Here is an 18,261-nt window from a genome sequence, read left to right on the forward strand (position 1 = left end):
CGCTCACAGTTCTCCGCCCAGGCATTGCTCCAGCCGAAACCCTGCGCCTGTATCGAGCAGTCTGTCTTGTGGTGCCACCTTGGCCATGCAGCGCGCGAGAAGCGCGGTGTCATCGCCATCCGAGGCGGCGCTGTAGAAGACGCGCTTGGGCGGCCGTTCAAGCAGGGAGTCTTCCAGCACGGCCTTCAGCGCCGCTTCCAGCGCTTTGGTCCGTTGATCCATCGACATGCCCGCATCGAAGCGTGCGAACTGGGGCCTCAGCAGCAGCGCCAGTGTTGGCATTTGCGAATACTGCTCGTACTGGGAGGGGCTCCACAGTGACGGTACGTTGGGCGTCGGCTTGAAGTCGCCGAGCGATGCGCGGTAGTTCGCACCGCCGTCGTAAGCCTCGGCGTGCAGGCCACCAAAGCCGTGCGGGCCGCGCGCCACCACTCCGTTGGGGAAATGACTGTCCTGGCTGACATCGCGCACATGCAGCGACCACTCGCGCAACCATTCAGCGGCGGCGGGCCGCATCAGCAGCAGGCCCGAGAAGATGTCGCGCAACTGGCCGGGGCGCTTGGGCCGCTCAAGAATGTCTTCGAGCGATTCGCTGCGTTGGCCTTGCGGGTTTTCCCATCCGCCCAGTTCTGCGCGCGCCGCGTAGCCGTCCTCGGCCCATACGAGCAGGCTGTTGAGGTCACCTTGGGTGTCGAAGGCATCGAAGGCCGATCGCCAGAGGTCGACACCCGCAGTCTCGAAGTGCGGCGGCACTTTGAAGCCCAACTGATGAAAAGCCATGCCCGCCGGGCCGTTTTGCAACTGCCATGGAACCCCGCGCTTGCTTTCGCTGCTCTGATACGTGCGACTCCATGGCACCAGTGCCGCCGCGTCGAGCTGCGTGGACGGTGGCAGCGCCATCAATGTGGGAAGCGGGTAGTTCTCCACGAAGCGGCCGCGCTCGCCGTTCTTGGGGCGGTGGGTCAGTGCGGCGCGCAATGCCGCGCTGCGGAACAAGCCTGCGTTTTCGCGGCAACTGTCCAGCGAACCGGGTGGGGCGGGCGCTTCTTCGTCAGGTGATGCCCGGCGTTGCACACGGTTCCACAAGGGGCCGGCGGGCACCTGTTCCACACGCAGTCCGACTCCTGAGACATGCAGGAATCTGGCGGTCGAGGCGGCGGCGGGCTGATAGCGAACGCGCCTTGCCATCACAGGGCTCCCATCGGGGTTGAAGTTGGCTGGGGTGCGGATGCCGATACGTCGCCGGTCACGATGCCCGGCGGCATCGTCTTGTCGGAGTCGGGCAGCCTGCCCGTTTCGTAGTACGGGTCGCTCTTCTTCCAGTCGGCCAGGTCGAGAAGGTAGTTCCAGTACGCCTCGTCATGCCAGGCGTAGCCCAGGCCGACGGTGATGTCGTAGCTCAGTACGTCGGAGACGGGGGAGCTCCCATCCTTGTTGCTGTAGCGCAGGATGGCCGCATGGTTGGTGGGCGAGATCGGTATTTTTCCGACCTTGTTTTTGCGTCGCTTTTCGACCTCCCACCATGTTTCGTAGCGCACACGAGTGGGCAACCCCTTTTCATCGTATTGCATGACGGTTTGCCGCTCCTGGTAGGTCACGTCGTCATTGAAGTCTTCCTGCTGTTCGGGGTCTGCTTGCACAGGCGCACCGTCCGGGGCCTTTCCCTCCTGGCCGTCGTACATCACGTAGTTGCCATCAAATCTATCTGGAAGCGTCAGTGGCCTGGGAACTGCCGGCGCGTTGACGATCACGCTTTCCACTTCGCCGCGCCAGTTGGGCGTGAGGTCTCCCAGCACCGGCACAAGGCCAAGAATTCTTTCTGTTGCAATCTTCCACGCCTTGTCGGGCCTGCTGCCATCCAGATAGAGCCACCCACCCTCGAGGTCTCGCGCGGGTTCCCCATTGGGGCCCGCTGGCACATGCACGATCTGCCTGTGAAAGTACGGCAGCGGCTTGCCGTCCGGCTCCGAGCCGATTGGCGGGTTGTGCTCGGCATTCGTGCCTCGCGCGAACAGGCGCTGCAGTACGTTGTCGCCAACCTTCTTCATGTAGTCCGGCGGAATGCCGCGCCAGCCCATGCCTGATACGGCCGAAACGCCAATCACCCGGTCGCCGGGGTTGAAGTTGATCATCAACTTGCCGCGTGTGTCCTTGCGCTCGAACGTTGCGTCGCTCCACCAGAGCTTGCCGTCCTGCCCGCGCGGGCCGTTCGGGTCGTCGACTTTGCCGCCGATCTCGGCTTGCCACAGCGGCGCGTCAGCGGGCTTGTGCACGTACACCGCATCGTCATAGGGATGACGTGGGCGGTGCTTCACGGTGCATTCGGCTTTCGGTTCCGGCGGTGCGGGGTATTTTTTCTTAGCCCCGTCCACGATCTTGGCCGCGTTGGCAAAGGTCTCGATGCGCGCCGGTTCCCGCTGCACGCTGCGCCGGCCGTCGGCCGCGCTGATGAAATCGGTGATTGCCGTGTCGAAGCGGTAGGGGGAGCTGTTGAGGATCACCGTGTCCGGCCCGCGCACCTCATCGCCGAGAAAGAACAGCGCGCACATTGCAACGATGGTGCCCTGGCTGTGCGAGACAATGTTGATCGGCTCGTTGGGCAGGTTCTTGCGAACGTCCTTGATGAGGTTTGCCAGGCGCCGAGCGGCGTGCGCGTAGTACAGGCGCGGCGGGCAATCGCACAGGGTGCGACCGACTAGTGGGTTGATCGCGTTGACGTCGATCATTCCGTACAGGACGTCCTTGCGAAATCCCGTGGGCAGCCAGAACGAAGTGAGCGCGGCACCGCCGTTCTGGAAGGGACCACCGCCCCAGGCGCCATCGGTGCGAAGGGGGTTGCCGTATTCGTCGGTCCAGGCTGGGGTGTCTACAAGCGTGCCCTTGACCAGCTTGCGTTCGGTGGCCGGGGCTTTGTAGCCCCACCAGAAGGGGATGACCGGGGACGGGATGCGTTCTCCCTCTATGTGGTTGAGATAACGATTTGCCGTGGCTTTATCTTTATCGCCTCGAGTGTCTTTTTCTAGCCTTCTCAAATCTTCTCGACCCAGTCTCTGATTTAATCCTTTGGCAAACTGCTCCGAGGCATCGAAGTACCACTCGCCATCGGAATTGACGCCATGCACGAAGATGACGATGCCGGGCATGAGAGGTGGGACGCCGACAGTGTGGGTACGATCCTCTTGCTTCTCGTCAATGCCGGTGACTTTTCCCTTGACCCATTGATACGTCCCGGGATCGGGCTTCACGGGGGTTAGCGAGCTCAGGTCTTTGTCTTGGCTCATTTGCGGCTCCCGCTGTCGTTGGCTTTGCATAGCACCTTGGTGTCGACAGGGGGGACTTGGGGTTTGGAGACGAAATCGCGAATCGACTTCCAGTTTGTGCTCTTGGGCGTGGGAATCTCTGTCAGATCAAGACTGTCCGTGTGTATGGTTTGGATGCGGTATGACCGATATACCGTTGATCCGCTGATCATCAAGTCATCGCCATACCCCGGATACCAAGCTCGTCCCCAGGTTTTTCCTCCATCGACGGAGTAAGGAAGTCGTTCGCCGCAAATCCCCCCTCCCGATGAACAGTTGATGCTTCCTCGTGTCACGGGCGCCACCAGATACTGGTCATTGTCGGCATCGATGATGAGTTTTCCTTGTGTCATCACGTTGTCCCACTTCACCGCCTTTGAGCGGATGCCTTTGGCTGTATCGACGAAGTACAAGATCTTGTCCGTACATTCGCCGTCCGGCCACGGAGTGATCTCGAAGTACCGGTGGTCGTCGATGCGGTAGGCCACTTGCGGGGGGATGAATGCCCCCGGTGTGGGCGGTGGTGTCGAAGCCCCACCGGATGTGCACGCTCCCAGCGCCAAGGCCAACGCAGCAAATGCCAGTCGCCATGCTGGTGTGAAGTCAAGATTGCTCATGAAAAGGCTCTCCCTGTCTTGTGTTTGAAGCGGGTCAAAACGGACCCGATGCGTTTCAAGTGACATCAAATGGCTTGTCCTTGTCGAGCTTGGAAATTGCGTCACCGCCAGATTGCGCGTTGCTGCCACCACCGCTGGCTTTGACGACGTTGAAGGCCCGGTTCGACAAGCTGTCGCCCTTGTCGCCCAGCCGATGCAACTTGAGCTGCTGTGCCTGGTCGGTGCGCATGAAGCTGGGGAAATCCACGCCGATGGTGCTGGGGCCGTTGATGCAGTAATTGGCGGTCTGCACAAGGTATTGGCCGGTCATGCCCCAGACCACGCGGCCGCCCGCCATGCGCAGGTAGGTGCCATCGTCCAGGGCCAGGGTGATGCTCTTCTTGGCCCTGATGGTGATGCCGTCTTCGGTGGACTGGATCGTGACGGCCTTCTCGCCTGTGATCTCCACGCTGTTGTGCTGCGCCTGGTGAATGAGCTTTCCCTCGTTGGCGATGACGCGGATGTCGCCGGTGCGTGCGAACTGTTCGATGTCCTTGCCTGCGGTGTGCAGGATCGATTGGTCGGCGTAATGCTGCTGGTTGTGTCCGGCGACGGTGTCGATGTTCAGGCCGGCGTACTGGATGTGATCCTTGGGCGTGACGCTGGCAATGCCGGCTGCACCGCTGAGGGCAAGCACGGGCTGACCGCCCTGCGCCTTGCCACGGGCATTGGCTTCGTTGTCGGCACCGTGGCCGAGGGCTTCGGCGGCTTCGCTCAAGGCCTGCTGGGGCGCGGTATCGCGCTCACCCGCTTCGCATTTCGTGGTGGCCTTGGCAAGGTCTTTGGCGATGGCCAGCGCTTGTTCCAGGCAGGCGACAAGTTCGTCGCGACTCAGGATGCCGCCGATGGCTTGCGAGCGTCCGTCGGTGGACAGCAGGAGACCCTTGTCCGTGCGCAGCGCGCCCCAACCGTCGGAGCGAAGCTCGAAGCCCTCGCCCCGTGAGTCCTTGCGCCCGGCGTTGTCCTCGATGCGGGTGATGTGTCCCAGACTCAACTGGCTGTGCTGGTGGTCGCTCTTGAGCTGGACCTGAATCTTCCCCTTCGTATCGTCCATCGCAAGATGGTTGCTGCGGCCGGATGCACTGTTGCCGCCTTCTTCGCTCAGTTCGCGGGTGCGAAAGCCCGAGAGCGCCTGTTGACCGGGCAAAGCCCAAGGCGGCTGGTTCACCTGGTTGTGCAGCCGCCCAGTGCACACGGGAAGGTCGGGATCGCCGCCGATGAAATCGACGATGACCTCCTGGCCGATGCGCGGGATATGCACGCCACCCAGTTGGTTGCCGGCCCACGGGCTCGATACCCGAATCCAGCAGCTGCTGTGCTGGTTCTTCCGGCCGATACGGTCCCAAGGAAACTGCACCTTGATACGGCCCAACTCGTCGGTCCAAAGGTTCTGCCCTTCAGGGCCGACCACCAACGCGGATTGCGGTCCGTGCGTGAAAGGTTTCGGTTGCAGGAGCGTTGGTCGCAGCGGTTCAATCATCGGATGCGCGACGAAATCCACCTCGACCTTCCAGCCCTGGGCCCTGCCGAGCGCCGCGCCCTTGATCTGACTGTCCAGCGCCACATCTTCGATCAACAACTGCGTGTCCAGAATCAGGTACTCAGCATTGGCCTTCTCCCGTGGATGCTTGCGCAACTGGAAGCTGCAACCGGGGACCATGCCGCGCAGGTTGCCGCTGGCCTTTGCACGTGCGCCATGGGTGCGCAGAGCCTGCATGCGCAGAAGCGCCAGTTGACGGCCTTCACCGAGTGGTTCGTTGGCCTCGGCGTTGCCCGCGCGTGGCTGGACATAGTGGCTGCCAGCTTGACCTGCATGCCACTGGTAGACCTCACCGTTGGCCTGCCCCGTGGGACGTGGATCACTGCGGCCAATGCTCAGATCGGCCCGTGGGCGCGTGTAGTCATAGTCGCGGGTCGCGTACTTGCCACTGGTCAGATGGCTGTGTGGCACGAAGCTGTGCACGTACTCGGCATCCACCTTCCAGCCTGGTGCGTGGTACTCGACCTCCTGATACGCCGCACTGTCGTTCTTCTTGTAGGCGCCCATGTTGTCAATGAGCACGAGGCGGTGCTTGCCTTGGCTGTGCTCGAAGAAGTAGCTGATGCCCCATTCCTGGCACAGGCGGCTGAAGAACTCAAAATCGCTCTCGTTGTACTGGACGGAGTAATCGCGCTTCGGGTAGGTCTCGATCAGGCGCTTGTCGACACCGAAGTCGTAGCCGCCCAGCAATTCATCCAGAACCTCGACGACGGTCCTGTTCTGAAAGATCTTGCAGTCGGTGGTGAGCATGGCCAGGTGCAGCCAGGGGCGAAGCGTGAGCCTGTACTGGATGTGGCGGCCTTCCTCGCCCCACATGGCGGCATCAGTGATCAACGCACTGATCTGACGCACGCCCGCGCCGACGTGATCGGCCGAGGCGCCTGTGACGCCCGAAGTGAATTCGCCTGCACCGTCGAGCTGGATGCTGCAGGTGATCTCGCGGCCAATGAAGCTGTCGAGATCAAAGTCGGCGGCCCCGCTGGCGCCGAGGTTCAGGGCATCGGGGGTCTTGAGCAGCAGCTCGTATTCAAACAAGCTGTTGACACCTTCATGTCCCGACAGACGCACGGGCTCCAGCGCGGGGCGCCCCAGGATCAGTGGAATGGCGGTGCTGCTGATCTCGAGCGTGCGCGAGGGCGCAGCACTGCGTGCGGACATGTGTTCTCCCTGAATCCGCCCTTGGGGCCAAGGGCTGAGCGGCGGATTATGGGAAGCTCACGGGGGCAAAAACCGGGGGAAAGAATCGGGCAACCATTGCGACGCGAGTGACGTGATGGACTGCACGGTGACAAAAACGAAAGCGCTTGTCTCAAGCCGCGATAGCGGTAGGAGCGCTGATGCAACCAGCCTCTACGGCCGCAACCCCTGCGTAACCCGCAGCATGTTCCCCAACGACTCCGCAAACCTCGGCTCGAGAAACGCACCGAGGTTCGGCATCAGCAACTGCAGCATCACGATCCCCGCCAGCAGCGTCAGCGGAAAGCCCACCGCGAAGATGCTGAACTGCGGCGAGGCGCGGTTCAGGATGCCCATGGCGAGGTTGAGGGTCAGCAGCGCGGTCACGAGCGGCAGCGACAGCAGCAGCCCGCTGGCGAAGATGTCGCCGGCCGCCAGCACCAGGAACATCCAGCCACCAGCCACCCACGGCGCATCGGCGATGGGCAAGGTGCGAAAGCTCTCTGCCAGTGCGTTCACCATCAGCAGGTGCCCGTCGAGCGCCAGAAAGATCAGCATGGCCAGCATGTTCAGCAACCGCGACACCACCATGGTGCTGCCGTGGCTCATCGGATCGAAGAAGGACGCAAACGACAAGCCCATCTGCAGGCCGATGTATTCGCCCGCGGCCAGCACGGCGGTGAACACCAGCCGCATGGTGAAGCCCATGGCCACGCCGATCAGCACCTGCTGCACGATGATCCACAAGCCGCCGGCCGACACCACGGGCACCGCCGGGAACGCGCCCAGCGTGGGCGAGATCACGAGCGTGAGCATGGCCGCGATCGCCACCTTCACCGGCCGCGGCACCCACGACTCGGCAAAGATCGGCGCGGTGCTCACCAGCGCCAGCATGCGAACAAAAGGCCAGAGGAAGGCCACCATCCAGCCTTCGAGCTGGCCCGAGGTGACGGAGAAAATCGAAGGCGTCACGCCAGCATCTGCGGGATGCTCGAGAACAGTGCGCGCATGTAGTCGAGCATGCGGTCGAGCATCCACGGCCCGGCGATCACCAGCGTCGCGAACACCGCGAGCAGCTTGGGAATGAAGGACAGCGTGGCCTCGTTGATCTGCGTGGCGGCCTGAAAGATGCTGACGATCAGGCCGATGACCAGCGCCACCAGCAGCAGCGGCGCGCCCAGCAGCAGCGAGATTTCCATGGCCCGGTGGCCCATGGTCATGACGGATTCGGGTGTCATGTCTGCGTACCTAGAGGTAGAAGCTCTGCGTCAGCGCGCCGATGAGCAATTGCCAGCCGTCGGCCAGCACGAAGAGCATCAGCTTGAAGGGCAGGGCGATGGATGCGGGCGGCACCATCATCATGCCCATCGACATCAGCACGCTCGCCACCACGAGGTCGATGATGAGGAAGGGAATGAAGATGGTGAAGCCGATCTGAAAGGCGGTCTTCAGCTCGCTGATGACGAAGGACGGCAGCAAGATGCGCAGCGGCACGTCTTCCGGGCCCTGCATGTCGGGCACCTTGGCGAGCCGGGCGAACAGGGCCAGGTCGGTCTCGCGGGTCTGCTTGAGCATGAAGGTCTTGAAGGGCGCGATGCCGCGCTCCAGCGCCTTGTCGGCACTGAGCTTGTTCTCGGAGAAGGGAACGTAAGCGTCGGTGTAGGCCTTGTCGAACACCGGCGACATCACGAAGAAGGTGAGGAACAGCGACAGCCCGACCAGGATCTGGTTGGGCGGCGATGTCTGCGTGCCGATGGCGGTGCGCAGCAGGCCGAGCACGATCAGGATGCGCGTGAAGCTGGTCATCGACAGCAGCAGCGCGGGCAGGAAGGTGAGCGAGGTCAGCAGCACCATGGTCTGCACGCTCAGCGACCATGTCTGGCTGCTGCCGGGGCCGGGCGTGCTGGTGATGCCGGGCAGGCCCTGGGTCCAGGCGGCGGCGGGCAGCGTGGCGGCGAGCAGCAACAGCGCGGCGCGCAGGCCGCGGCGCAAGGCGGGATGCGTCATGGGGCGGTGCGCGCCTTGCCCGAGAGGGATTCGCGCAGCTTCTGGGCAAAGAGTTCGACGGGGCTGCGCGGGGCAGCCTGCGTGGCGTGCGAGGTGGCTGTCGGATGGGCCTGGGCTGGCAGGGTATGCAGCGTGTTGACCTGGCTGCTCGTGACGCCGAGCACCAGCCACTGGTCGCCCACTTCCACCACGACCACGCGCTCGCGCTGGCCGACCATCGCGCTCGACACCACCTTCACCACCTGGCCATTGCCCAGCCGCTGAAGGCCGAAGCGCCGCGCCAGCCAGGCGCACAGAAAGATCAGGCCCAGCACCGCCGCCATGCCGAAGCCGGCTTGCAGCAGGCCCGAGCCGCCGGTCGCGACCGGTGCGGCCTCGTGCACCGGCGTCGGCACCGTGGGCAGCGCCGCGTGGACCGCTTGCGTGCCAAGGGCCAGCAGCGCCGCCCCCCGCGCAACAAGGGATGCGGCCCGAGACAGGTGGCGGCGCGCCAGGCTCATGAGCGCGCGAGCTTCTGCATGCGCTCGGAGGGCGTGACGATGTCGGTCAGGCGGATGCCGTACTTCTCGTTCACCACCACCACCTCGCCCTGCGCGATCAGGTAGCCGTTGATGAGCACGTCCAGCGGCTGGCCGGCCAGGCCGTCGAGTTCCACCACCGAGCCCTGCGACAGCTGCAGCAGGTTCTTGATGGTGATGCGCGTACGGCCGATCTCGGCCGTGAGCTGCACGGGCACGTCGAGCACGCGCGCGATGTCCACGGGCGCGGGGCTGCCGGCGGGCGCGACCGGCGTGTCCTGGATCTGCTGGAAGACCTGCGCGGTGGCCGGGGCCACGGCGGGTTCGGGCGCGGGCGTTGGCGCCGGTGCGCTGGCCGCCGTCTGCTCGGCCAGCGCGCTGGCCCAGTCGTCCGCGTCGCTGGCGGCAGGGGTGTTGTCAGTCATGGTCGTTCTTCAAATCGCTGTCTTGGTGGGAGATCATGTGTTGCACGCGCAGGGCGTAGCGCTCGTTGGAGGTGCCGTAGCCGCACTCCATCACCGGCACGCCGCCGACCTTGGCAACGACCGTCGTCGGCAGCTCGATGGGGATCACGTCGCCGACCTGCAGCTTCATCACTTCGCCCAGCGTCGAGGGCATGGTCACGAAGTCGGCGGTGAGCTCGACGTCGGCGGCCTGCATCTGGCGCGACATCTGCGTGACCCAGCGCTTGTCGACCTCGACCTCGTCCTGGATCGGGTTCGACAACAGGTCGCGGATCGGCTCGATCATCGAGTAGGGCAGGCACACGTGCAGAAAGCCGCCGATGGGGCCGAACTCGATCTGCAGCGTGGTGTTGATCACCACCTCGTTGGGCGCCACGATGTTCGCGAGCTTGCCGTGCATCTCGGCGCGCACGTAGTCGAAGTCGAGCGGAAACACCGGCTGCCAGGCATCGCCATAGCACTGCAGCGACAGGTCGAGCAGGCGCTTGATGATGCGCTGCTCGGTGCGCGTGAAGTCGCGGCCTTCCACGCGCACGTGGTAGCGGCCGTCGCTGCCGAAGAGGTTGTCCACCACCAGAAACACCAGCTTCGGGTCGAACACGAAGAGGGCGGTGCCGCGCAGCGGCTTCATGTGGATCATGTTGATGTTCGCGGGCACCGGAAGGTGCCGCACGAACTCGCCGAACTGCTGGATCTGCACCGGCCCCACCGAGATGTCGGGGCTGCGGCGCATGAAGTTCAGCAGCGAGCTGCGCAGGCCACGCGCAAAGCGGTCGTTGATGACCTCCAGCGTGTGCATGCGGTTGCGCACCACCCGGTCGGGCGCGCCGAGGTCGTAGGCCGGCAGGCCATCGGGTGGCGGTGGCGGCGGCGAGGCCGCCTGGTCGAGATCGCCGCCGGTGACGCCTTGCAGCAGCGCATCGACCTCGTCCTGGGAAAGCACCTGTTCATACGCCATGGGTCGCTTGTCTGGAGAGGGATGTCACTGCACGACGAAGGTGTTGAAGGAGACGCTCGCAATGCCCAGCTCGGGCATCTCGGCGGCCAGCGGCGCATTCAGGGCCTTGCGGATTTCCTCGGCCAGCCTGGCCTTGTCTTCCGGCGTGACCAGCGACTCGGGCGGGCGGTTCGACAGCAGCACCAGCAGGCGGCTGCGCAGCTCGGGCATGAACTCGACGATGTGCGCCTTGGTCTGCTCGTCGCGCACCTTCAGCGCCATGCCGATCTGCAGAAAGCGCGAGCGGCCTTCGGACTGGAGGTTGACCGTCAGCGGGTCCAGCATCACGAAGATCGGCTTCTCGGGCGTAGGGGCCTTGGCCGCTTCGGTGGTGGCCGGGGCGCCGCCCGTCAGACGCGGAATGAAGACGTAGGCGGCCGCGCCCGCAGCGGCGATGCCGACGGCGATCACGAGGGCGATCAGCAGCTTCGAGGAGCGGCGTGGGGCCGGCGACGCGGCCGAAAGAGGGGCGGCGGCGGTTGCGACTGGAGAAGAAGAAGCCATGGTGAAGCGGGTTGACGTGTCCGATCTATTCTTTGCGAAGTCCCCCCCGAACGAACGGCCGAACAAGCGCACAAAGGCGTGTCATATCCGTTCATTGCCGGGCGCCGCGAACGGCGCCGTCGAGGGCGGGAGGCGATGGGGGCGAAGGCCTCAGGCGAAGGTGTCGACGCCGGGGCTCGCGTTGCCGGCAACACTGGCGCGCGTGGCAACAACCGGCACGGCCTGCGTGCTGGCGGCGGCACGGCCGCTGCCGGGGTAGGCGGGGCCTTGCTGCTGCCGCGCGGCGTTCTGCTGCTGTTGATGCTGCTGCTGCGCGAACGCGGCGTCCTGCCCGAAGGGCTGGCGGGTTTCCGCACCGACCGAGGCCTGGCCCAGTGTGATGCCTTGCTCCGACAGGTTGGTGCGCAGCTGCGGCAGCGCGGCCTCGATGGCCTTGCGCACGCTTTCGTGGGCCGACACGAACACGGCCTGCGCCTGGTTCTCGCCCATCGACAGCGTGACCTTCAGCGGGCCGAGGCCGGCCGGGTTGAGGTTCAGCTCGGCCGTGTGCTGGCCGCTGATGCTCATGCGCGCGAGCTGCTGGCCCAGGGCCGGCGCCCACTTCTCGCTGCCGACTTCGGGCGCGATGGTGTGCAGCGGGCCGCGCGTGGCGGATGCATCGGCCGCGCGCTCGCTCGACGCGGCGACGGTGGCGGGCTGCGGGACCGCAATGGGCGCGGTGGCAACGGCGGTGTCCGCGCGCTGCTCGCCGGTGGCGGCGGTCGGCACGGCGGCGGTGGATGCGGCCACGGCCTTCGCTTCTTCGGCCGTCTTGGGTTGGGCGGCGGCTGCCAGTTGTTCGGCGGTGGTTGTGCTCACGGCGGCGCGCGATGCGCCGGCGCGGCCTGCCGCGGCTGTGCCGACGCCAGGCCCGGCAGGCGCGGCCGATGGCTTGCCGCCGCCGACGGTCATCGTCTGCGCGGCCACGGCGGCGCGAACGATGTCCTGCAGCGAGGCGGGCGGCGCGGGTGCCGCGGCACTGGCATCGGCCGGGGTGTTCTGTGCGACTGGGGCGGCCGTCTTCTCCACGGCGTCCTTGCCCGCGAACGCGGCTTTGGGCGTGGCCTCGGTGTCGGCGCCCGTCAACACTGTGCCGGGCGGGGTCTTCGATGCGGCGTCGGGCGCGGTGGCGTCCACGGGGATGTCGGTCGTCGCCACACCGGCGGCGAGCGGCACGTCGGACGCGTCCGAGGCGCGGCCGTCCTGCGCGGCCGTGCGGCCCGCGAGCGTCAGCGCATGCAGCGGCGTGTTCGCGGGCGCGAGAAAGGCGAGGTTCGGGTCGGTGGGCAGCGCGTCTTTCGTGTCTTCGGCGGGCTCCGCCTTGCGCAGCGGCTTGCGGTCGACAACGGAGACATCGGCGCTCTCGTCCTGCGTCTTCGCGGCGTTGCCGTTGCGCGAGCGGTCGAGCGCGGCGCCGAAGCTGCGGCCCTGTGCCTCATCGGTGCTGCGGCCGCGCGTGCCGCCTTGCGAGACCGGCTGGCCCACGGCGTTGGGAATGACGGAAGGCGTGATCATGGGAGGCATGTCGATTCCTGGGAATTCAGAGGGTCGGGTGGGAGGCCCGGTCGAAGAACTTGCGGGCGGCGCGCTCGTCGCTGTCGCGCTGCTCGCGCTTGGCCTCGACCATCAGCGCCTGCAGCCGCACGCGCTCGGCAAGGGTGTCGAATGAATTGAGGCGGCGCTTTTCCTGCTGCCAGTCGGTGCGGCCACGGTCGAGCCGGTTCTCGGTCTGGGTGGCGATGGCGCGCTGCTGCTCAATGGCGCCGTCCAGCGTGCCGAGGAAGTTGCGGTAGTTGCGCCACTGCGAAGAAGGCAGGCCGCCGCGCATCAGCGCATCGAGCTGGTCGTGATAGTCCTGGCGGTACTGCAGCAGCAGGTCGAGCTTCTGTTGCGCGCTCAGGTGCGCGCTTTGCAGCGCGCCCAGGCGGCGCGCGGCATCGTCGGTCTGGTTCTGCGCCAGGTCGATCAGCATGTCCAGGGGTAGCTTGCTGCTCATGTGCGTCCTTGCTTCATCTGCATCCGTGGTGGCTCGGGCTCGAACAGGCTGTCCAGGTGGGCGATGGACTCCGTGTAGTCGGTGCGCTCGTGCATCGACTGCTGCAGGAAGGCCTCGATGCGCGGGTACATCGCAATGGCCTGGTCCAGCTGCAGGTCGTGGCCGGGCGCATAGGCGCCCACGCTGATCAGGTCGCGGTTGCGCTGGTAGCGCGACAGCATCTGCTTGAAGCGGCGCACGGTGTCGAACTGCCCGGGCGAAATCAGCGCGGTCATGGCGCGGCTGATCGAGGCCTCGATGTCGATGGCGGGGTAGTGCCCCGCCTCGGCCAGCGTGCGCGACAGCACCACGTGGCCGTCCAGGATGGCGCGCGCCGCGTCGGCGATCGGGTCCTGCTGGTCGTCGCCTTCCGACAGCACCGTGTAGAAGGCGGTGATCGAGCCGCCCCGGCCCTGCGCATCGCGCGCGCCGTTGCCGGCGCGTTCGACCAGCGCCGGCAGGCGCGCGAACACCGAGGGTGGATAGCCCTTGGTGGCGGGCGGTTCGCCCACGGCCAATGCGATCTCGCGCTGCGCCATCGCGTAGCGGGTGAGCGAATCCATGATGAGCAGCACGTCGCGGCCCTGGTCGCGGAAGTACTCGGCCAGGCAGGTCGCATAGGCCGCGCCCTGCAGGCGCAGCAGCGGCGAGTTGTCAGCGGGTGCGGCCACCACCACGGCGCGGGCCAGGCCTTCTTCGCCCAGCGTGTTCTCGATGAAGTCCTTCACCTCGCGGCCGCGTTCGCCGATCAGGCCGACCACGATCACTTCGGCGCTGGTGTAGCGCGCCATCATGCCCAGCAACACGCTCTTGCCCACGCCGGAGCCGGCGAACAGGCCCATGCGCTGGCCACGGCCAACAGTCAGCATCGCGTTGATGGCGCGCACGCCGACGTCAAGCACCGAGTCGATGGCCGCGCGCGACAGCGGGTTGATCGGCGGCGAAGCCAGCGGCACCTTGCGCGAGACGTCGAGCGGGCCGAGCCCGTCGAGCGGGCGGCCGGCCGCATCGACCACGCGGCCGAGCATGCCTTCGCCCACCGGCAGGCGCTTGGTGTGCGCGTCGCCGGTGGCGCCAGGCTCCAGCAGGCCGGGCCGTGCGAACACGCGCGCGCCGGGCAGCAGGCCTGCCACTTCGGTCTGCGACATGAGGAAGAGGCGGTCGCCGGCGAAGCCCACGACCTCGGCCTCGGCATGGCGTTGCGGATGGCCGGGCGGCAACTCGATCAGGCAGTCGCTGCCCACGGGCAGTTGCAGGCCCACGGCTTCGAGCACCAGACCGACGGCGCGCGTGAGACGGCCCGAGGCGGTGGTGGTCGCGCAGCGGCCGACGTTGCCACGCGCCTTGTCCAGCGTGGCCAGCACGGATTGCAGATGGGGGTTGGCGGCGGCGGTCTGCATCGGGGTCAGGGCGCTTCGGCCTCGCCGTCGGCGTCGCCGCGCAGAGCCGCGCTCACGCGCTTCCAGCGGGTCTGCAGGCTGCCGTCGAGTTCACCGGTGGCGGACTGCACGCGGCAGCCGCCGCGCTCGATGCTGTCGTCGGATCGCACCTGCCAGCCGGCCGCCTCGATCTCGTTGCCCAGGCTGTTCTTCACCAGCGCCACGTCGTCGGGGTGCAGCAGCAGGCGCGGTTCGCCGCGCAGCGCGGGTTCGGTGTTGAGCATGTCGCGCACCAGCGGCAGCACCCATTCGGGTTCGGCCTGCAGGGTGCGATGCACCACCTGGCGCGCCACGTCGAGCGCGAGCGCGAGCACGGCCTCGGCCAGCTCGCCTTCGGCGCGGCGCAAGGCATCGGGCAGCGACTGGGCCAGCGCGCGCAGGCGTTCGGCATGCACGCTGGCGGCCGCGAGGCCGGTGGCCAGGCCTTCGGTGTGGCCGACCTTGCGGCCTTCGGCCAGGCCCGCGATGCGGCCCTCGGCTTCGCCATTGGTGCGGGCTTCCTTGCGGATGCGAGCGAGGTCGGCCAGGTCGACCTTCGGCGCAGGCGGTGCCGCCGGTGTGCTGTTGCGCTCGGTGGCCTTGCGCGACGCATGAAGCGTGGAGGCCGCGGCCTTGTCGTCGAGCGTGCCCATCTCCCAGCGCTCCCAGGCCGAGAGCGCGGGCTTGCCGGCCTTGCCGGACTTTCCGGGTGCGGCCTGGCTGGCCGCCGCATGGATGGCCGCGAGGCGTTCGCGCGATCCGCCGAAGGCGTTGGGGTCAGACGAAGTCATCGGTGCCAGGCGCCGCAATCACGATTTCGCCGGCCTCGGCAAGGCGGCGTGCCACCTGCAGGATGGCCTTCTGTTCGGTCTCGACCTGCGACACGCGCACCGGTCCGCGCAGCTCCATGTCTTCGCGCAGGGTCTCGGCCGCGCGCTGCGACATGTTGTTGAGGAACTTGTCGCGTAGCTCCATCGGCGCGCCCTTGAGCGCGATGATGAGCGAGTCGCTCTCGATGTCCTTGAGCAGGCGCTGGATGCTGCGGTCTTCCAGGCCGAGCAGGTTCTCGAACACGAACATCTCGTCGACGATGCGCTGGGCCAGCGCCTCGTCCTGTTCGCGCACGTGGGCAATGGCTTCTTCTTCCACCGCCGTGCTCATCAGGTTGACGATCTCGGCCGCGGTGCGCACGCCGCCCAGTCGGCTGCGGCGCAGGCCCTGGCCCGCGAGCATTTCGGTGAGCACGTCGGTCAACTCGTTCAGCGCCGAGGGCTGCACGCCGCCGAAGGTGGCCACGCGCATGATGACGTCGTGGCGCAGGCGCGCGGGCAGCTTCTCGAGCACTTCCGATGCCTTCATGCGGTCCAGGTGCACCAGCAGCGTCGCAAGGATCTGCGGATGCTCGTCGCGGATCAGCTCGGCCACTTCGCCGGCCTCGAGTTCATTGAGCCGCTCGATGCCGCCATGTGGCTCGTCGGGCTGCAGGATGTCTTCGAGCAGGTTGCTGGCGCGGTCGTCGCCCAGTGCCTTCTTCAGCACGGCGCGGATGTAGCTGGTCGAGCCCAGGTGCAGGGCCGAGAGCTGCTCGGTCTCTTGCCGGAACTCGGCCAGCACGGCGGCCAGCTCGTCCTTGGAGACCGAGCTGAGCTTGGACATGGCCAGGCCCAGCGCCTGAACCTCGGAGGTGGGCAGCTGATGCAGCGCGGCGGCGGCGCGGTCTTCGCCCAGCGCCATCAGCAAGATCGCGCCCTTGCGGGTTCCCAGTTCGCTACTCATCGGTGTTCATCCAGTGCTGGATCAGGGTGGCGACCAGCTTCGGGTCTTTGTCCGCCACCTGGTGGGCGTAGTCCATGTCGGCCTTCTGGCGGTTGGCTTCGCGCTCGCGCAGGCTCTCGGCGGGCGACGGGCCCGCCGGGCCCGGCTCGGCGACCGGGTCGAACGCGGGAGCGGCAGCCGGCGGCGGTGCGCTGGCCAGGTGGCGGCGCATCAGCGGCCGCACCACGGCGAGCCAGGCGAAGAGCGCCAGCAGGCCAAGCAGCAGGTACTGCCCGAGGGTCTTGCCCATCTCGATGTTCTCGCGGTCGCGCCAGAACGGGACTTCGGGCGCGGGGCCGCTCTCGGCGTCGCGGGCGAAGGCGCTGTTGACCACGTTGAGCGAGTCGCCGCGCTCCTGGCTGAAGCCCATCGCCTCCTTCGCGAGGTTGCGGATCTGCTCCAGCTCGGCCGGCGTCAGCGCGCGGCTGGTGACCTTGCCCGCGGCATCGGCCACGTCGCGGTTGTTCACGACCACGGCCACCGACAGGCGCTTCACGCCGCCAGCGGCTTGCTGCACGTGGCGGATGGTGCGGTCCAGCTCGTAGTTGGTGGTGACGTCCTTGCGCGTGTTGCTCGGGCCCGATGCCGCGCCCGACGTGGCGGTGGTCGTGGCACCGGGCGCGCCTGGCGCTCCCGGTGCGCCCGGCGTTCCCGCGGGCGGCGTGCCCGGCGCGTTGGGCGCGCGCGGGCCGACGATGGGTGCGCTCGGGTTCACCGGCGGCTGGTTCGACAGCGCGCCCGGCACGCCGCCGGGCGGCCCGCCGTTGTGCTGCGCCGACTCGCTGGTCTGCTGGCTTCGGATGGCCGACTGCGTCGGGTCCTGGTTGGGCTTGTACTTCTCGTCGGTGTGCTCGACCACCGTGAAGTCGATGTCGGCCGCGACCTGTGCGCGCACATTGGCCGTGCCGACGATGGGCTGCAGGATGGCCTCGATGCGGCGGATGTAGCCCTGCTCGATCTCCTGCGCGTACTTGAGCTGGCTCACGTCCAGCCCCTGGTTGGTGCCGCGCGCCGACGACAGCAGGTTGCCGCGCTGGTCGACCACGGTGACGTTCTTGGCGTCCAGGTCGGGCACGCTGCTGGAGACCATGTGCACGATGGCGCTGACCTGGCCCTCGTCGATGCTGCGCCCGCGCATCAGGCTCAGCACCACCGAAGCCGACGGCTTCTTCTGGTCGCGCACGAACAGCGAGGGCTTGGGCAGCGCCAGGTGCACGCGGGCCGACTCGATGGTGCCGATGGATTCGATGGAGCGCGCCAGCTCGCCTTCGAGCCCGCGCTGGTAGTTGATCTGCTCGGCGAACTGGCTGGTGCCGAACTTCTGGTTGTCCATCAGCTCGAAGCCGACGCCGCCGGCCTTGGGCAGGCCCTGGGCCGCGAGCTTCAGGCGCGTTTCGGCCACCTTGTCGCCCGCGATCAGGATCGCGCCGCCGCCTTCGGCGAACTTGTAGGGCACGTTCATCTGCTGCAGCGACGCGATGATCGCGCCGCCGTCGCGGTCCGACACGTTGGTGTAGAGCACCTTGTAGTCGGGCGCGCGGCTCCACAGCAGGAACGCGGCCGCCGCGGCCACCACGGCCGCGGCGCCGACGATCATCGGCAGCTTCGGCTGGGCGCGCATGCGGTCCAGGATCGGGGGGAGGCCGTTGGCCGCCGGCAGGCTGCCCGCGGGCGCTGCAGTGCTCATGGGCGCACCTTCGTCGCGGCCTTCGGGCCGCAGTCGTCCAGCGCCATGGTGGGGGAGGAGATTCGGTGTTGAGAGTTCATTCCGGGGGCCGGTGATGTCGTCCGCG

At 66.9% G+C, this 18,261-nt stretch carries 17 protein-coding genes; all 17 read right to left on the reverse strand.

Annotated features, from left to right (window positions below):
* Positions 1 to 3 precede the first annotated feature (3 nt).
* Positions 4 to 1,188, reverse strand: coding sequence for a DUF2875 family protein (locus BLQ28_RS08150; RefSeq protein WP_143012448.1), 1,185 nt, complete (start codon positions 1,186 to 1,188; stop codon positions 4 to 6).
* Positions 1,188 to 3,281: a T6SS effector phospholipase Tle3 domain-containing protein gene (locus tag BLQ28_RS08155; protein WP_143012449.1), complete on the reverse strand. Its 2,094-nt coding sequence runs from the start codon at positions 3,279 to 3,281 to the stop codon at positions 1,188 to 1,190. The genes BLQ28_RS08150 and BLQ28_RS08155 overlap by 1 nt, the downstream gene beginning before the upstream one ends.
* Positions 3,278 to 3,916 carry a T6SS immunity protein Tli3 family protein gene (locus BLQ28_RS32555; protein ID WP_143012450.1) on the reverse strand — a complete coding sequence of 213 codons (639 nt, stop codon included), beginning with the start codon at positions 3,914 to 3,916 and terminating at the stop codon, positions 3,278 to 3,280. The genes BLQ28_RS08155 and BLQ28_RS32555 overlap by 4 nt, the downstream gene beginning before the upstream one ends.
* A gap of 55 nt (positions 3,917 to 3,971) precedes the next feature.
* Positions 3,972 to 6,653, reverse strand: a complete 2,682-nt coding sequence (locus BLQ28_RS08160) for a type VI secretion system Vgr family protein (protein ID WP_093238266.1) — start codon at positions 6,651 to 6,653, stop codon at positions 3,972 to 3,974.
* A gap of 192 nt (positions 6,654 to 6,845) precedes the next feature.
* Positions 6,846 to 7,631, reverse strand: a complete 786-nt coding sequence (fliR, locus tag BLQ28_RS08165) for a flagellar biosynthetic protein FliR (protein WP_371126631.1) — start codon at positions 7,629 to 7,631, stop codon at positions 6,846 to 6,848.
* Between the two features lie 8 nt (positions 7,632 to 7,639).
* On the reverse strand, positions 7,640 to 7,909 hold the full coding sequence (gene fliQ / locus BLQ28_RS08170) for a flagellar biosynthesis protein FliQ (protein WP_093238268.1): 270 nt from the start codon (positions 7,907 to 7,909) through the stop codon (positions 7,640 to 7,642).
* Positions 7,910 to 7,919: 10 nt separating this feature from the next.
* The gene (gene fliP / locus BLQ28_RS08175) at positions 7,920 to 8,678 is read right to left on the reverse strand and encodes a flagellar type III secretion system pore protein FliP (RefSeq protein ID WP_093238269.1); all 759 of its coding nucleotides are present in this window, start codon (positions 8,676 to 8,678) and stop codon (positions 7,920 to 7,922) included.
* Positions 8,675 to 9,178: a flagellar biosynthetic protein FliO gene (gene fliO / locus BLQ28_RS08180; protein ID WP_093238271.1), complete on the reverse strand. Its 504-nt coding sequence runs from the start codon at positions 9,176 to 9,178 to the stop codon at positions 8,675 to 8,677. The genes fliP and fliO overlap by 4 nt, the downstream gene beginning before the upstream one ends.
* Positions 9,175 to 9,621, reverse strand: coding sequence for a flagellar motor switch protein FliN (gene fliN / locus BLQ28_RS08185; RefSeq protein ID WP_093238272.1), 447 nt, complete (start codon positions 9,619 to 9,621; stop codon positions 9,175 to 9,177). Before fliN ends, fliO begins: the two co-directional genes overlap by 4 nt.
* Positions 9,614 to 10,618, reverse strand: a complete 1,005-nt coding sequence (gene fliM, locus BLQ28_RS08190) for a flagellar motor switch protein FliM (protein WP_093238274.1) — start codon at positions 10,616 to 10,618, stop codon at positions 9,614 to 9,616. Before fliM ends, fliN begins: the two co-directional genes overlap by 8 nt.
* A gap of 24 nt (positions 10,619 to 10,642) precedes the next feature.
* Complete coding sequence (gene fliL / locus BLQ28_RS08195) at positions 10,643 to 11,161, reverse strand: flagellar basal body-associated protein FliL (RefSeq protein ID WP_093238275.1); 519 nt, start codon at positions 11,159 to 11,161, stop codon at positions 10,643 to 10,645.
* A 150-nt stretch (positions 11,162 to 11,311) separates the two neighbouring features.
* Entirely contained in the window at positions 11,312 to 12,724 is a 1,413-nt protein-coding gene (locus tag BLQ28_RS08200; protein WP_093238277.1) for a flagellar hook-length control protein FliK, read from the reverse strand.
* A 16-nt stretch (positions 12,725 to 12,740) separates the two neighbouring features.
* Positions 12,741 to 13,196, reverse strand: coding sequence for a flagellar export protein FliJ (gene fliJ, locus BLQ28_RS08205; RefSeq protein WP_093238278.1), 456 nt, complete (start codon positions 13,194 to 13,196; stop codon positions 12,741 to 12,743).
* Positions 13,193 to 14,635, reverse strand: a complete 1,443-nt coding sequence (fliI, locus tag BLQ28_RS08210) for a flagellar protein export ATPase FliI (RefSeq protein ID WP_093238280.1) — start codon at positions 14,633 to 14,635, stop codon at positions 13,193 to 13,195. Before fliI ends, fliJ begins: the two co-directional genes overlap by 4 nt.
* 5 nt (positions 14,636 to 14,640) lie before the next feature.
* Complete coding sequence (gene fliH, locus BLQ28_RS08215) at positions 14,641 to 15,444, reverse strand: flagellar assembly protein FliH (protein WP_093238281.1); 804 nt, start codon at positions 15,442 to 15,444, stop codon at positions 14,641 to 14,643.
* On the reverse strand, positions 15,431 to 16,429 hold the full coding sequence (fliG, locus tag BLQ28_RS08220; protein WP_093238282.1) for a flagellar motor switch protein FliG: 999 nt from the start codon (positions 16,427 to 16,429) through the stop codon (positions 15,431 to 15,433). Before fliG ends, fliH begins: the two co-directional genes overlap by 14 nt.
* Positions 16,422 to 18,155: a flagellar basal-body MS-ring/collar protein FliF gene (gene fliF / locus BLQ28_RS08225; RefSeq protein WP_093238283.1), complete on the reverse strand. Its 1,734-nt coding sequence runs from the start codon at positions 18,153 to 18,155 to the stop codon at positions 16,422 to 16,424. Before fliF ends, fliG begins: the two co-directional genes overlap by 8 nt.
* Positions 18,156 to 18,261 lie beyond the last annotated feature (106 nt).

Origin of the sequence: Variovorax sp. EL159 (assembly GCF_900100965.1) — a bacterium.
GTDB lineage: Bacteria > Pseudomonadota > Gammaproteobacteria > Burkholderiales > Burkholderiaceae_C > Variovorax.

Bases quoted from the DNA above. Each gene is read 5' to 3' on its own strand.
- BLQ28_RS08150 (WP_143012448.1), bottom strand. From the start codon at position 1,188: ATGGCAAGGCGCGTTCGCTATCAGCCCGCCGCCGCCTCGACCGCCAGA.
- BLQ28_RS32555 (WP_143012450.1), bottom strand. From the start codon at position 3,916: ATGAGCAATCTTGACTTCACACCAGCATGGCGACTGGCATTTGCTGCG.
- fliJ (WP_093238278.1), bottom strand. From the start codon at position 13,196: ATGAGCAGCAAGCTACCCCTGGACATGCTGATCGACCTGGCGCAGAAC.
- fliP (WP_093238269.1), bottom strand. From the start codon at position 8,678: ATGACGCATCCCGCCTTGCGCCGCGGCCTGCGCGCCGCGCTGTTGCTG.
- fliO (WP_093238271.1), bottom strand. From the start codon at position 9,178: ATGAGCCTGGCGCGCCGCCACCTGTCTCGGGCCGCATCCCTTGTTGCG.
- BLQ28_RS08155 (WP_143012449.1), bottom strand. From the start codon at position 3,281: ATGAGCCAAGACAAAGACCTGAGCTCGCTAACCCCCGTGAAGCCCGAT.
- fliF (WP_093238283.1), bottom strand. From the start codon at position 18,155: ATGAGCACTGCAGCGCCCGCGGGCAGCCTGCCGGCGGCCAACGGCCTC.
- fliM (WP_093238274.1), bottom strand. From the start codon at position 10,618: ATGGCGTATGAACAGGTGCTTTCCCAGGACGAGGTCGATGCGCTGCTG.
- BLQ28_RS08200 (WP_093238277.1), bottom strand. From the start codon at position 12,724: ATGCCTCCCATGATCACGCCTTCCGTCATTCCCAACGCCGTGGGCCAG.
- fliH (WP_093238281.1), bottom strand. From the start codon at position 15,444: ATGACTTCGTCTGACCCCAACGCCTTCGGCGGATCGCGCGAACGCCTC.
- fliL (WP_093238275.1), bottom strand. From the start codon at position 11,161: ATGGCTTCTTCTTCTCCAGTCGCAACCGCCGCCGCCCCTCTTTCGGCC.
- fliI (WP_093238280.1), bottom strand. From the start codon at position 14,635: ATGCAGACCGCCGCCGCCAACCCCCATCTGCAATCCGTGCTGGCCACG.
- fliQ (WP_093238268.1), bottom strand. From the start codon at position 7,909: ATGACACCCGAATCCGTCATGACCATGGGCCACCGGGCCATGGAAATC.
- fliG (WP_093238282.1), bottom strand. From the start codon at position 16,429: ATGAGTAGCGAACTGGGAACCCGCAAGGGCGCGATCTTGCTGATGGCG.
- fliN (WP_093238272.1), bottom strand. From the start codon at position 9,621: ATGACTGACAACACCCCTGCCGCCAGCGACGCGGACGACTGGGCCAGC.
- BLQ28_RS08160 (WP_093238266.1), bottom strand. From the start codon at position 6,653: ATGTCCGCACGCAGTGCTGCGCCCTCGCGCACGCTCGAGATCAGCAGC.